The 12,682-nt window shown below is 73.4% G+C and carries 11 protein-coding genes; 6 read left to right on the top strand and 5 right to left on the bottom strand.

Annotated elements, in window-relative coordinates; all coding sequences use genetic code 11:
* Positions 1-24 precede the first annotated feature (24 nt).
* Positions 25-639, bottom strand: coding sequence for a hypothetical protein (locus ACGF3J_RS03835; protein WP_161326212.1), 615 nt, complete (start codon positions 637-639; stop codon positions 25-27).
* Between the two features lie 142 nt (positions 640-781).
* On the opposite strand from ACGF3J_RS03835, the gene npdG reads away from it, so the two are divergent.
* On the top strand, positions 782-1,489 hold the full coding sequence (npdG, locus tag ACGF3J_RS03840) for an NADPH-dependent F420 reductase (protein WP_161326213.1): 708 nt from the start codon (positions 782-784) through the stop codon (positions 1,487-1,489).
* 4 nt (positions 1,490-1,493) lie between these two features.
* Complete coding sequence (locus tag ACGF3J_RS03845) at positions 1,494-1,751, top strand: hypothetical protein (protein WP_382811885.1); 258 nt, start codon at positions 1,494-1,496, stop codon at positions 1,749-1,751.
* 6 nt (positions 1,752-1,757) lie between these two features.
* Here ACGF3J_RS03845 and ACGF3J_RS03850 read toward each other — a convergent pair whose 3' ends face one another.
* On the bottom strand, positions 1,758-2,555 hold the full coding sequence (locus ACGF3J_RS03850) for a site-2 protease family protein (protein WP_161326214.1): 798 nt from the start codon (positions 2,553-2,555) through the stop codon (positions 1,758-1,760).
* Between the two features lie 161 nt (positions 2,556-2,716).
* Between ACGF3J_RS03850 and ACGF3J_RS03855 the strand changes: the two genes are divergently transcribed.
* A complete protein-coding gene (locus ACGF3J_RS03855) occupies positions 2,717-6,112 on the top strand; it encodes a BTAD domain-containing putative transcriptional regulator (protein ID WP_393853447.1) in 3,396 nt (1,131 codons plus the stop codon).
* A 24-nt stretch (positions 6,113-6,136) separates the two neighbouring features.
* Here the strand turns inward: ACGF3J_RS03855 and ACGF3J_RS03860 are convergent, their stop codons facing one another.
* The 3 genes from ACGF3J_RS03860 to panB form a co-directional block, all read right to left on the bottom strand.
* The gene (locus ACGF3J_RS03860) at positions 6,137-6,949 is read right to left on the bottom strand and encodes an ABC transporter permease (RefSeq protein ID WP_122620423.1); all 813 of its coding nucleotides are present in this window, start codon (positions 6,947-6,949) and stop codon (positions 6,137-6,139) included.
* Positions 6,946-7,971, bottom strand: a complete 1,026-nt coding sequence (locus tag ACGF3J_RS03865) for an ATP-binding cassette domain-containing protein (protein ID WP_161331066.1) — start codon at positions 7,969-7,971, stop codon at positions 6,946-6,948. The genes ACGF3J_RS03860 and ACGF3J_RS03865 overlap by 4 nt, the downstream gene beginning before the upstream one ends.
* 145 nt (positions 7,972-8,116) lie before the next feature.
* Positions 8,117-8,992, bottom strand: coding sequence for a 3-methyl-2-oxobutanoate hydroxymethyltransferase (gene panB, locus ACGF3J_RS03870; protein ID WP_161331065.1), 876 nt, complete (start codon positions 8,990-8,992; stop codon positions 8,117-8,119).
* A 307-nt stretch (positions 8,993-9,299) separates the two neighbouring features.
* Between panB and ACGF3J_RS03875 the strand changes: the two genes are divergently transcribed.
* The 3 genes from ACGF3J_RS03875 (at position 9,300) to ACGF3J_RS03885 (ending at position 12,673) form a co-directional block, all read left to right on the top strand.
* Positions 9,300-10,352, top strand: a complete 1,053-nt coding sequence (locus ACGF3J_RS03875; protein ID WP_161331064.1) for an endonuclease/exonuclease/phosphatase family protein — start codon at positions 9,300-9,302, stop codon at positions 10,350-10,352.
* 101 nt (positions 10,353-10,453) lie between these two features.
* A complete protein-coding gene (locus ACGF3J_RS03880; protein WP_161331063.1) occupies positions 10,454-11,674 on the top strand; it encodes an MFS transporter in 1,221 nt (406 codons plus the stop codon).
* Positions 11,675-11,734: 60 nt separating this feature from the next.
* Complete coding sequence (locus ACGF3J_RS03885) at positions 11,735-12,673, top strand: MerR family transcriptional regulator (protein ID WP_161331062.1); 939 nt, start codon at positions 11,735-11,737, stop codon at positions 12,671-12,673.
* The last annotated feature ends 9 nt before the right edge of the window (positions 12,674-12,682 follow it).

Genomic DNA, 12,682 nt, shown 5'->3' on the forward strand with positions numbered 1-12,682 from the left:
TTTCCCGAGACCCCGGACCGGCCGTCACCAACCGGACGGAGGCGGGGCCGTCAGGTGGTCGGCCAGGCGGGACATGCGGTCGCGGAAGCGGTGGCGGCCCCGGGGCGGCGGCACCGCGTTCTCGCCGGCCGCCGCGCTGACCAGGTGCTGCACCGTGTCCAGGTCCAGCTCGGCGCCGTCCGGCACGGTCAGTGCCTCGTGCGCCATCGCCGTCAGCTCCCGCTCCCCCGGGCCGCGGTCGGTGCCCAGCGACAGCACCGTCGCACCGGCCCGGCGGGCGTCGTGCACCCGTTCCAGCAGCGGGGCACCCGGATCGGCGGGCGTCACCACGAGCAGCGTCTCCCCGCGCCGGGCCGCCGCCAGCCGCCCGAGGCCCACCGCCAGATGCGCCGGGTCCGTGGGACGCGCGTCGTGCCGCACCAGCGTGGGCGCCAGTTCGGGCGTCCCCGACCAGGCGGCCTCGTCCACCAAGTGCGCCGCGAGATGCCAGGGCTCGTGCTCGGCGGTGCCCACGAGCAGCAGCCCGCCCCCGTGCGGGACCACCGACCCCCGCAGCGCCCCCGCGAATCTCCGGGTGGCCCCCAGCCACTCGGTCCCGGCGAGCACTTCCCGCAGCAGCGCGACCCGTACGGCGTCCATGCGGCCGCATCCTGCCGCAACCCCGCCCGCCCGGTCCGGCGTTCGCCCCGGATTCGCCCGACCCGGGGACACGGGGGAGGGCCCGCCAACGGCGCCGAGACCCGTACGACCGTCGTGACCGGGGCGGACGTAGGGTCGGCCCATGACCTCTACCGACAGTGCCGCACAGAAGGCCCCCGCCAAGGACCCCTGGGACCTGCCCGACGTCTCCGGGCTGGTCGTGGGCGTGCTCGGCGGCACCGGCCCGCAGGGCAAGGGCCTCGCGTACCGCCTCGCCAGGGCCGGCCAGAAGGTGATCATCGGCTCGCGCGCCGCCGAACGCGCGGAGGCCGCCGCCGCGGAACTCGGGCACGGCGTCGAGGGCGCCGACAACGCCGAGACCGCCCGCCGCAGCGACGTCGTGATCGTCGCCGTGCCCTGGGAGGGTCACGGCAAGACCCTCGAGTCCCTGCGCGCGGAACTGGCCGGCAAGCTCGTCGTCGACTGCGTCAACCCGCTCGGCTTCGACAAGAAGGGCGCCTACGCGCTCAAGCCCGAGGAGGGCAGCGCCGCCGAGCAGGCCGCCGCCCTGCTGCCGGACAGCCGGGTCACCGCCGCCTTCCACCACCTCTCGGCGGTCCTCCTCCAGGACCCGGAGATCGACGAGATCGACACCGACGTGATGGTCCTCGGCGAGGAGCGCGCCGACGTGGAGCGGGTGCAGGCACTCGCCGGCCGCATCCCCGGCATGCGCGGCATCTTCGCCGGACGGCTGCGCAACGCCCACCAGGTCGAGTCGCTGGTCGCCAACCTGATCTCCGTCAACCGCCGCTACAAGGCACACGCCGGGCTCCGCGTCACGGACGTCTGAGCCGATGGGGGACACTGGTGGGTGCCGCGGTACCCGCGTCACCCGCACGTGTCCCCCGACAGGAGCCAGCCCCATGCCCCGCCTCGCCCTCTACGCCCTGGTCGTCTGCGTCCTCGCGGTGACCGCCGCCGTCGTCTCCTTCGTGCAGGGCAGCGTGCTGATCGGCGTCGTGTGGGTGCTGCTGTCGGGGCTGTCGTCCAACATGTGCTGGTACTACGTCAAGCGGGGCCGGGACACCCGCCGCGAGTCCGTCACGGGCTGAGCGCCGTCACCCGGCGACCGTGCACAGTTCGTCGGTCTGCCAGAACCGGTACAGCTCGAAGCCGCAGTACGTGTCGATCTCACCGATCCCCAGCCCGCGCAGGATCGCGTCGATCGCGTCGAAGAACACCCCGTTGACGGCCGGGATCCACAGCAGTGCGAACACGATCAGCAGCCCGAACGGCGCGAGCGGCTCCACCTGCCGCCGCACGTTGTACGACAGCCAGGGCTCGATCACCCCGTACCCGTCCAGACCCGGCACCGGCAGGAAGTTCAGGATCGCCGCCGTCACCTGGAGTAGCGCGAGGAAGGCCAGCGCCAGCCGGAAGTCGCGCGGCACCCCGTCCAGCGCGTCCAGCCAGAACGGCGCCGTGCACACCACCGCGAACAGCACGTTCGTCAGCGGGCCCGCGGCCGAGATCAGGCTGTGCCGCCACCGCCCCCGGATCCGCCCGCGCTCGATGAAGACGGCCCCGCCGGGCAGCCCGATCCCGCCCATGATCACGAACAGCACGGGGAGCACGATGCTCAGCAGGGCATGGGTGTATTTGACCGGATTCAGCGTGAGATAGCCCTTCGCGCCGACCGAGATGTCCCCGCTGTGCAGCGCGGTGCGGGCGTGCGCGTACTCGTGCAGGCACAGCGAGACGACCCACGCCGCCGTCACGAACAGGAAGAGGGCAAGCCCCGGCTGTTCGGCGAACCCGCTCCAGGTGGCCCACCCGGTGACCGCAGCGACGGCGACGATCCCGAGGAAGACGGGACTGACCCGCCGGTCACTGGGGCGGGCGGTGGCGGTGGTCATGGAACTCCCTGGTACTCGAACACGCATAAGACCTGCGGGACTGCCCGACCGTACCGGGCCCACCGGCAAAACGTCCCGCGGGTGCCGGGCGGTTCCGGCAGGGCGCCCCGCCCCGCCGCGCCGCCAAAACCCCGTGACCGGCTCCGACCGCACCAGGGACAATGGCGCCCGTGCGCTATCGCATCCTCGGCACCACACAGGTACTCCGTCCCGACGGCACGGCCGTCCCGCTCGGCGGGGCACGGTTGCGTGCGCTGCTGACCGTGCTCGCGCTCAGGTCCGGCCGCGCCGTGCCCGTGGGGCTGCTGGTCGAGGAGGTGTGGGACGGGGATCCGCCCGCCGACGCGCCGGGAGCCCTCCAGGCACTGGTCGGGCGGCTGCGCCGGGCGCTCGGCGCGGACGCGGTCGCCTCGGCCGACGGCGGGTACCGGCTCACCGCAGCCCCGGACGACATCGACCTGCACCGCTTCGACCGGCTGGTCGGGGAGGGCGGCCGCGCCCTCGCCGACGGCGACCCCGCGAAGGCGGCCGTCGTGCTCGACGACGCCCTCGCCCTGTGGCGCGGCCCCGCCCTCGCCGACCTGCCCGACCGCACCGCCGAGGCGGCCCGCTGGGAGACCAGGCACCTGGACGCCCTGCGCGCCCGGCACACCGCAGCTCTCGGCCTCGGGGCGGCCGAGCGCTCCCTGCCCGAGCTGACCGCGCTGTGCGACGGACATCCCCTGGACGAGTCCCTCCAGGCGCTGCGGCTGCGCGCCCTGCGCGACACCGGCCGCACCGCCGAGGCACTGGCCGCCTACGAGGCCGTACGGCACCTGCTCGCGGACCGGCTCGGCACCGACCCGGGGCCCGAACTGCGGGCCCTGCACGCGGAGCTGCTCGCGCCCGGGGAACGGGTGACGCCCACGGCACCCGGCGGCCGGACGCCCGCCCCCGCCGTGGCACCGCGAGCCGGCGCGGATCCCGCCGCGGCCACCCGGGCCGGCGCCGATGCCGCCGACGCACCTCGCGCCGCGGCCCCCCGACCCCGGGGCAACCTCCGCGCCCGGCTCACCTCCTTCGTCGGCCGGGACGCCGACCTGGAGTGCCTGCGCGCCGACCTGGCGACCACGCGTCTCGTCACCCTTCTCGGGCCCGGCGGCGCCGGCAAGACCCGCCTGTCGCAGGAGGCCGCGGAGGGCGCCGGGGACACCGCACCGGACGGCGTGTGGCTCGCCGAGCTGGCCCCCGTCGACGACCCCGACGCCGTACCCGAGGCCGTGCTGACCGCCCTCGGCGCCCGCGAGACCGTGCTGTACGGCGCCGGTGCCGAGGAGATGCGGGCCGTGGGCGCCGACCGGCGGGCCACCGCCGTCGAGCGCCTCGTCGAGCACTGCGGCCGGCGCCGCATGCTGATCGTCCTCGACAACTGCGAGCACGTCGTCGAGGCCGCCGCCCGCCTGACCGAGGAACTGCTCGCCCGCTGCCCCCACCTGACCGTCCTCGCCACCAGCCGCGAACCCCTCGGCGTACCGGGGGAGTCCCTGCGCCCGGTGGAGCCGCTGCCCGAACCGGCCGCGCTGCGGCTGCTCGCCGACCGGGGCGCCGCCGCCCGCCCCGGCTTCCGCCCCGACGCCGACGACGAGACCGCCGCCGCCTGCGCCGAGATCTGCCGCCGCCTCGACGGCCTGCCGCTGGCCATCGAACTGGCCGCCGCCCGGCTGCGCATGCTCACCCCACGCCAGATCGCCGACCGCCTGGACGACCGCTTCCGTCTGCTCACCTCCGGCAGCCGCACCGTCCTGCCCCGCCAGCAGACGCTGCGCGCGGTGGTCGACTGGTCCTGGGACCTGCTGGACGCCGACGAGCGGGAGGTGCTCGGCCGGCTCTCCGTCTTCGCCGGCGGCTGCGACCTCGCCGCGGCCGAGGCCGTGTGCGGGCCCGCCGCCCTGGACGCCCTCGGCTCCCTCGTCGACAAGTCCCTCGTCGTCGCCGCGCCCGTGACCGACCGGCAGACCGGCGACGGCATGCGCTACCGGCTCCTGGAGACCGTCGCCGAGTACGCCGGCGAACGCCTCGACGAGACGGGCGGCCGCGCCGCCGCCGAACGCGCCCACTTGACGCACTACCGCGAATTCGTCCGCACCACGGATCCGTTGCTGCGCGGCCCGCAGCAACTCGCCGCCATCGAGCGGCTGGAGCGCGAGTACGAGAACGTGCGCACCGCCCTGCGCCACGCCATCGCCGAGCGCGACGAGCAGGAGGCGCTCTCCCTCTCCCTGTCCCTGGTCTGGTACTGGCAGATGCGCGACCTGCGGGTGGAGGCCCGGAACTGGTTCGTCGAGATCATGGCCCTCGGCCCCGACCCCTTCGCCGAACCGGTCCGCCCCGCCCAGCCGGTGTGGGAGCGCTGCACCGCCGCCCCGCCCCCGATGACCGGCGAGATCCTCGCCGAGGCCCGGCGCGGGGTGCACCTCGCTCACCTGGCCTGCATGGACACGGAACTGGACGCCTGGCAGCGCCCCGCGGCCCAGGGCAAGCTGCGGGTCATCGCGGCGACGTACGAGCCGGGCATGCCGCAGACCTGCCGCAGCCCCGGGGTGCTCTGGTTCTTCGCGGTGCTGCTCGCCGGCGACGTCGAGCGGCTGCGCGAGATCCAGGACGCCACCGTGCGGACCTGCCGCGAGACCCCGGGCTACGAGTGGGAGCTGGCCGGCGCCCTCCAGATGCGTGCCAACATGCTGGCCAACCGCACCGACTGGGCGGGCGACGCCACCCGTGACGCCGACGAGTCGCTGGAGATCTACGGCCGCCTCGGCGACGCCTGGGGCATGGCCGAAGCCCTCTCCGGACGCGCCGAGGCCCGCGAACGCACCGGCGAGTACACGCTCGCCGCCGCCGACTACCGGGCCGCCGCGGAACACGCCGAGCGGCTCGGCGCGCACGCCCAGGTGGACGTCCTCGACGCCCGCCTCGGCAGCGTGCTGCTGGAGGCGGGCGACGAGGAGGAGGGCGAGCGCATCCTGCGCGACGTGATCGAGCGGAACCGCGGCACCGGTCACAACGGCGCGATGCCCGCCGCCCGGCTCTTCCTCGCCGGCCACCTCGGCATGACCGGCCGTACCGCCGAGGCGAGCGAGCAACTTCGATTGCTGCGCGAGGAGTTCACCATCGCGCACTTCGTGGTCTTCGACGCCTTCATCCTCGCCGCGGAGGCATGGCTCGCCACGTTGGAGGACCGGCACGAGGAGTGCCTGACCAAGGTCCGCCAGTCGCTGGAGCGGGCCGACGACCCGCTGTCCGCGGCCATCGCCCCGCACATGCGGTCCGCCTACCTGACCATCGCCGCGATGGCCCTGGCCCGCGTGGACGGCGGGCGCCGGGCCGCGGACGGCGCACGGTGCATCGGAGCCGCCGACGCCATGCTGCCGCCCGGCCATGTGTCGTCCGGCCTGGAACGGGACGCGCGCGGGCGGGCCGTGGAACGCGTCCGCACGGCACTCGGCGCCGAGGCGTACGACGCCGCGTACGCCGAGGGCGGCCGCCTCTCCCCCGGGGAGGCCGTCGCCCTCGTCTGACGCGTACACGACCGCGTACGCGACTCAGCTCTTCGTGCGGAACTTGTGGATGGCGACCGGCGCCATCACCGCCGTGATCGCCACCGACCAGCCCAGCGTGATCCACAGGTCGTGCGCGACCGGGCCGCCCACCATCAGGCCGCGCGCCGCGTCGGCGAGCGTGGAGAGCGGGTTGTAGTCGGTGAAGGCCTGGAGCCAGCCCGGCATCGACTGCGGCGGCGCGAAGATCGACGAGCCGAACTGCAGCGGGAACAGCACCAGGAAGCCCATCGCCTGCACGGACTGCGCGTTCTTCAGGATCACCCCGAGGGTGAGGAACACCCACATGATCGACGAGGCGAACACCGCGGACAGCCCCACGGCCGCGAACAGCCCGACCCAGTGGTTGATGTCGAAGCCCACCAGCACGGCGACGATCATCAGCACGGCGGTGGCGAAGAGCATCCGCACCATCTCCACCGCGATCTTCGCGAAGAGCACCGAGCCGCGCCCGATCGGCAGCGACCGGAAGCGGTCCATGACACCGGAGTTGAAGTCCTGGCTGAACCCGGTGCCGACGCCCTGGGACAGCGTCATGCTCATCATCGCGATCATGCCGGGGATCACGTACTGCACGTAGCCGTCCTGCCCGCCGCCCAGGGCCTGGCCGATGGACCCGCCGAAGACGTAGACGAACAGCAGGGTGAAGACGACCGGCATCAGCAGCGCGTCGAACATCGACTCCGGGTCCTGCCGGATCCAGAGCAGGTTGCGGCGGACCAGGGCGCTGGTGTGACGTGCGTGGCCGCGCAGCGAGATGCGGGCGTCGTCCGTGGGAGTGGTGGTGGCGGCGCTCATACGGCGACCTCCTCGCGGGCGTCGGTGGGCGCGGGGTCCTGCGGGGCACTGGCGCGGTGGCCGGTGAGGGACAGGAAGACCTCGTCCAGGCTGGGCAGTTCGGTGGTGATGGAGCCGATGGTGAGGCCGCGCGCGGTGACCGCGCCGACCACGGCGGTCAGCTGCTCGTCGCTCAGGATCGGCACCAGGACGTCGCCGCGCTGCGTGTCGACCGTGCTGCTGGCCAGCCCGGTGATGCCCAGCTCGTCCAGGAAGGCGGCGAGCGGGCGCAGTTGCAGCGGGTCGGTCGGGCGGACGCGCAGGGTGCGGCCGCCGACCTTGGCCTTCAGCTCCTCGATGCCGCCGTTCGCGATGACCTCGCCGCGGTCGACGACGGTCAGCTCGGAGGCGAGCTGCTCGGCCTCCTCCATGTACTGGGTGGTGAGCAGCACGGTGACGCCGTCGCCGACCATGCGCTTGACCTCGTCCCACACCTCGTTGCGGGTGCGGGGGTCCAGGCCGGTGGTGGGCTCGTCGAGGAAGAGGACCTTCGGGCGCCCGATCATGGACGCCGCCAGGTCGAGGCGGCGCCGCATGCCGCCGGAGTAGGTGGCCGCGGGCCGCTTGCCGGCGTCGGTGAGCGAGAACCGCTCCAGCAGTTCGTCGGCCCGGGCACGCGACTCCTTGCGGGGCAGGTCCAGGAGCCGGCCGATCATGTAGAGGTTCTCCCAGCCGGGGAGCTTCTCGTCCACGGACGCGTACTGCCCGGTGAGGCCTATGACCCGCCGCAGCTGCCGGGGCTGCCGTACGACGTCGTAGCCGGCGACGTGCGCCTGGCCGGAGTCGGCTGCGAGGAGGGTGGACAGGATGCGGACGAGGGTGGTCTTGCCGGCGCCGTTCGGTCCGAGCACACCCATCACGGTGCCCTCGCGCACGTCCAGGTCGACACCGTCCAGCGCCTTGGTCTCGCCGTAGTGCTTGACCAGCCCCCGTACTGTGACCGCGGCGTCCGCGGCCGAGGGGTTGTCGTCGATTCGCTTCATGCCGACGACGTTGTCAGCCCCCACCGACAAACCACCGACAGACCGCCGACACGATCACCGACAGGCCGCCGACGGCGCCGCGAGAAGCACCGGCCCCGCCGACGGGGGAAGATCGGCGGGGCCGGTGTCGTACCGCGGTGGCTTGTCAGTGGACGGAGTGCTCGTCCTGCGGGAAGGTGCCGCCGACGACGTCCTCGGCGTACGCCTTCGCGGCGTCGCCGATGACCTGGCGCAGGTCGGCGTACTGCTTGACGAACTTCGGCACCCGGCCGCCGGTCAGCCCGAGCATGTCGGTCCACACCAGCACCTGGGCGTCGGTCTCGACGCCCGCGCCGATGCCGACGGTCGGGATGTGCAGCGTCCGGGTCACCTCGGCGGCCAGCTCGGCCGGCACCAGCTCCAGGACGACCGCGAAGGCGCCCGCGTCCTGCACGGCCTTGGCGTCGCGCAGCAGCTGCTGGGCCGCCTCCTCGCCGCGGCCCTGCACCCGGTAGCCCATGGCGTTCACGGACTGCGGGGTGAGGCCGATGTGCGCCATCACGGGGATGCCGGACTCGACGAGCAGCCGGATCTGTTCGTGCGACCGCTCACCGCCCTCCAGCTTCACGGCCCCCACGCCCGCCTCCTTGACCAGGCGGGTCGCCGAGCGCAGCGCCTGCACCGGGCCCTCCTGGTAGGAGCCGAAGGGCAGGTCGCCGACGATCAGGGCGCGGCTGGTGCCCCGTACGACGGCGGCCGAGAGCATCGTCATCTCGTCCAGGGTGACGGGCACGGTCGACTCGTACCCGAGGTGGCAGTTGCCCGCGGAGTCGCCGACGAGCATCACGGGGATGCCGGACTCGTCGAAGACGGACGCGGTCATCGCGTCGTACGCGGTGAGCATGGGCCACTTCTCGCCGCGCTCCTTGGCGGCGGTGATGTCCCGGACGGTGATGCGACGGTTGATCTTGCCCCCGTACAGCGCCCTGCTCCCGTCCCCGGGGGTGCGCTGCGGCGTCGGGGCAGCCGAAAGCTGCGTCATGGCAACGGCTCCTTCATGTCATCTCGAGGCGCCCTGACGGCGTCCCCGGATCCCTCCCATGGTGGCACTTCCGCCGTCTCCCCGGCTAGGGGACCCTCGTCACGTGCCACTGATCGGCTCACGGGGTGAAATGTGCCCGTTCTGTCACAGAGCGACCCGACCCGGCGGGATGCGGAACTCCGCGCGGCGACTCGCTCGTCCCAGTGCCCGTACGGCCGTCGAAGGACGGCAGGATCGGAACCGATCATCCCCTATGGTGCTGAGTCACGGGGGCGACGGTGAGCACGGCGGGCAGTGAGGCGACGGTATGGCGCAGCAGGCGTACATGACGGAGACGGACAACGGCGGCTCGGATCCCGAGCACCGGGGGAACCGGCTTCGGCGCCTGGTCGGCCGGGTGGTCACCGGATGGCGCGGCGACCGGCGGATCTGGACGCGGGGCCTGGTCACGGCCGCGGTCGCGCTCCTTCTCTCCGCGGTCATGGCGGCCCACTCGCACATCCCGAACGCCATCGGCAACCTGGGCAGCCTCACCGAAACCTTCCTGCCGTGGTTCGGCCTCCTGATCCCGGTCCTGCTGGTGATCGCCGTGGTCCGCAAGTCGGCGACGGCGCTGATCGCGCTGGTGCTGCCGGTGAGCGTGTGGCTGAACCTCTTCGGCGGCCTGCTCTTCGACAAGACCGGCACCGGCGGCGATCTCACGGTGGCCACGCACAACGTCAACGCCGACAACGCCGACCCGGCCGGCACCGCCCGCGCCGTGTCCGCGTCGGGCGCGGACGTGCTGGCGCTGGAGGAGCTGAAGGCGTCCGCCGTGCCGACGTACGAGAAGGCGCTGGAGTCGAAGTACCCGCACCACGCCGTCGTCGGCACCGTCGGGCTGTGGAGCAAGTACCCGGTCGCCGACGTGCGGGCGGTGGACATCCAGCTGGGCTGGAAGCGTGCGATGCGCGCCACTGTCACCACCCCGTCCGGGCCGCTCGCGGTGTACGTCGCCCACCTGCCCTCCGTCCGGGTGAAGCTGGAGGCGGGGTTCACCGCCCGGCAGCGGGACAAGAGCGCCGACGCCCTCGGCGAGGCCATCGCCGACGAGAAGCTGCCCCGCAAGATCCTGCTCGGCGACCTCAACGGCACCATGAACGACCGCTCGCTCACCGCGATCACCTCGCAGATGCGCTCCCCGCAGGGAGCCGTCGGCAACGGCTTCGGCTTCAGCTGGCCGGCGTCCTTCCCGATGGCCCGCATCGACCAGATCCTGGTCGACGGGGTCGAGCCGATGACGAGCTGGACCCTCCCGTCGACGGGCAGCGACCACCTGCCGATCGCCGCGCGTGTGAAGGTCGACACAACGGCCTCCTGAAGTTCGCCCGTGGAATACCTGCCCTGAGAGCCTTTGTTCCGTAGGGGAACATACAGTCGTCCCTCCCTTGCGCACTCCGCTCTCGAAAGGCACGCCCCCTTATGCCCCTGGCCCTGCTCGCCCTTGCCGTGGGCGCCTTCGGCATCGGTACCACCGAGTTCGTGATGATGGGCCTGCTGCCCGACGTCGCGGACGACCTGAACATCTCCATCCCCACCGCGGGCCACCTCGTATCGGCCTACGCGCTGGGCGTCGTCATCGGCGCCCCGCTGCTGGCGGCGGCCACCACGCGGATGTCCCGCCGCTCCGTCCTCATCGCCCTGATGGCGCTCTTCGTGCTGGGCAACGCCCTGTCGGCCGTGGCGCCCGGCGAGATCTCCCTGCTCGCCGCCCGCTTCGTCAGCGGCCTGCCGCACGGTGCCTTCTTCGGCGTCGGCGCGGTCGTCGCCACCGGCATGGTGGCCCCCGAACGCAAGGCCCGCTCCGTCTCTCTCATGTTCCTGGGCCTCACCGTCGCCAACATCGTCGGCGTGCCGGCGGCCACCGCCATGGGCCAGGCGCTCGGCTGGCGGGCCACCTTCCTCGGCGTGAGCGCGATCGGCGTCGCGGCGATAGCGGCCCTGGCCGTCCTCATCCCGCGCGAGCACGCCCCCGCCCCCACCACGGGCCTGCGCGGCGAACTGGCCGCCCTGCGCTCCCTGCCGGTCTGGCTGGCGCTCGGCACCACGGTCGCGGGCTTCGGCGCGCTCTTCGCGGCGTACAGCTACATCACGCCGATGCTCACGGACGCCGCCGGTTTCGCGGACGCGAGCGTGACGCTGCTGCTGGCCCTGTTCGGCGTCGGCGCCACCGCGGGCAACCTGCTCGGCGGCCGCCTGGCCGACCACTCCCTGCGCGGCACCCTCTTCGGCGGCCTCGCCGCACTGGTCGTGGTCCTCGCCCTCTTCCCCGTCCTGATGCGCACCCCGGTCACGGCCGCCGTGTCGGTGGCCCTGCTCGGCATGGCCGCCTTCGTCACCGGCTCCCCCCTCCAGTTGATGGTGATGGAGAAGGCCACCGCGGCCCCGTCCCTCGCCTCCTCGGCCAACCAGGCCGCCTTCAACCTCGCGAACGCCGGCGGCGCCTGGATCGGCGGCCTCGCCCTGGCGGCCGGCTTCGGCGTCACGTCCCCGGCCCTGGCGGGGGCGGGGCTGGCGGTGCTCGGTCTGGGCGTCGCGGGGGCGGCCTGGGCGGTGGACCGGCGCCGCGGCGCCGCGGCCGTCGTACGTGAGCGCGTGGTCGCGGGGCACGTGCCGGAGGGGGTGGAGAGGGTGCGGAGGTGAGGCGCGGCCGGCAGGCGAAGGGCTTGAGTCTCCCGTAGGGGGAGACGCGAAGGTGGGGGCATGGACGGCGACACGCTCTACTCGATCGGCGAACTCGCTCGGCGGACCGGTCTCACGGTCAAGACCGTTCGGTTCTACTCCGATCGCGGAATCGTGGCGCCGACGGACCGCAGCCCGGCCGGCTACCGCCTCTACAGCGTCGACGCCGTCGCACGCCTGGACCTCGTGCGGACCCTGCGCGAGCTGGGACTGGACCTTCCCACGGTCCGCAAGGTCGTGGACCGCGAGCTCTCGCTTCCCGAGGTCGCCTCGGCGCACGCCGAAGCACTGGCAGTGCAGATCCGCGTCCTGCGCCTGCGGCGCGCGGTGCTGACGGCGGTGGCCGAGCGCGGGTCCACACCGGAGGAGACGGAACTCATGCACCGGCTGGCCCAGCTCTCCAAGGACGAACGCCGACGTCTGATCGAGGATTTCCTCGAGGTCGCCTTCGGCGATCTCGGCGCCGCCCCCGCATTCGCGGGGGTCAAGCGCTCGATGACACCCGAGTTGCCCGACGACCCGGAGGCAGAGCAGGTCCAGGCGTGGGTGGAGTTGGCCGAAATGTCCCTGGACCCGGATTTCCGCGCCGCCGTGCGGGGGCTGGCCGAGGAGCAGGCTGCCGAGCAGGCCCGAAGCGACACGATGGGCCCGCGGCGCGACATTGCCGCAGTCGTCGGGCACCAGGCCGGCCCGGCCATGGCCGCAGGCATCGCCCCTGCCTCGCCCCAGGCCGATCCGATCGTCGCGGCGTTCACGGCGCACTACGCGCTACTCCTCGGCCGCCCCGACGACGTCGAGCTTCGCCGCCGGCTGGCAACTCGGCTGGAGAGTGTGAACGACCCCCGCCGGGAGCGGTACCTCCAGCTCCTCGCAGTGGTCAACGGCTGGCCGGCCCCGGAGAGTCTGGCTCCAGTGCTCGACTGGTCCGTTGAGGCTCTGCGCGTCCGGACTTCGCGATGACGGGGAGGA

Origin of the sequence: Streptomyces sp. NPDC048171 (genome assembly GCF_043202655.1) — a bacterium.
Classification (GTDB): domain Bacteria; phylum Actinomycetota; class Actinomycetes; order Streptomycetales; family Streptomycetaceae; genus Streptomyces.

What these genes read in the sequence shown, in the direction of transcription:
- ACGF3J_RS03835 (WP_161326212.1), bottom strand. Translation starts at nt 639, where the DNA reads ATGGACGCCGTACGGGTCGCGCTGCTGCGGGAAGTGCTCGCCGGGACC.
- npdG (WP_161326213.1), top strand. Translation starts at nt 782, where the DNA reads ATGACCTCTACCGACAGTGCCGCACAGAAGGCCCCCGCCAAGGACCCC.
- ACGF3J_RS03845 (WP_382811885.1), top strand. Translation starts at nt 1,494, where the DNA reads ATGGGGGACACTGGTGGGTGCCGCGGTACCCGCGTCACCCGCACGTGT.
- ACGF3J_RS03850 (WP_161326214.1), bottom strand. Translation starts at nt 2,555, where the DNA reads ATGACCACCGCCACCGCCCGCCCCAGTGACCGGCGGGTCAGTCCCGTC.
- ACGF3J_RS03855 (WP_393853447.1), top strand. Translation starts at nt 2,717, where the DNA reads ATGGCGCCCGTGCGCTATCGCATCCTCGGCACCACACAGGTACTCCGT.
- ACGF3J_RS03860 (WP_122620423.1), bottom strand. Translation starts at nt 6,949, where the DNA reads ATGAGCGCCGCCACCACCACTCCCACGGACGACGCCCGCATCTCGCTG.
- ACGF3J_RS03865 (WP_161331066.1), bottom strand. Translation starts at nt 7,971, where the DNA reads ATGAAGCGAATCGACGACAACCCCTCGGCCGCGGACGCCGCGGTCACA.
- panB (WP_161331065.1), bottom strand. Translation starts at nt 8,992, where the DNA reads ATGACGCAGCTTTCGGCTGCCCCGACGCCGCAGCGCACCCCCGGGGAC.
- ACGF3J_RS03875 (WP_161331064.1), top strand. Translation starts at nt 9,300, where the DNA reads ATGGCGCAGCAGGCGTACATGACGGAGACGGACAACGGCGGCTCGGAT.
- ACGF3J_RS03880 (WP_161331063.1), top strand. Translation starts at nt 10,454, where the DNA reads ATGCCCCTGGCCCTGCTCGCCCTTGCCGTGGGCGCCTTCGGCATCGGT.
- ACGF3J_RS03885 (WP_161331062.1), top strand. Translation starts at nt 11,735, where the DNA reads ATGGACGGCGACACGCTCTACTCGATCGGCGAACTCGCTCGGCGGACC.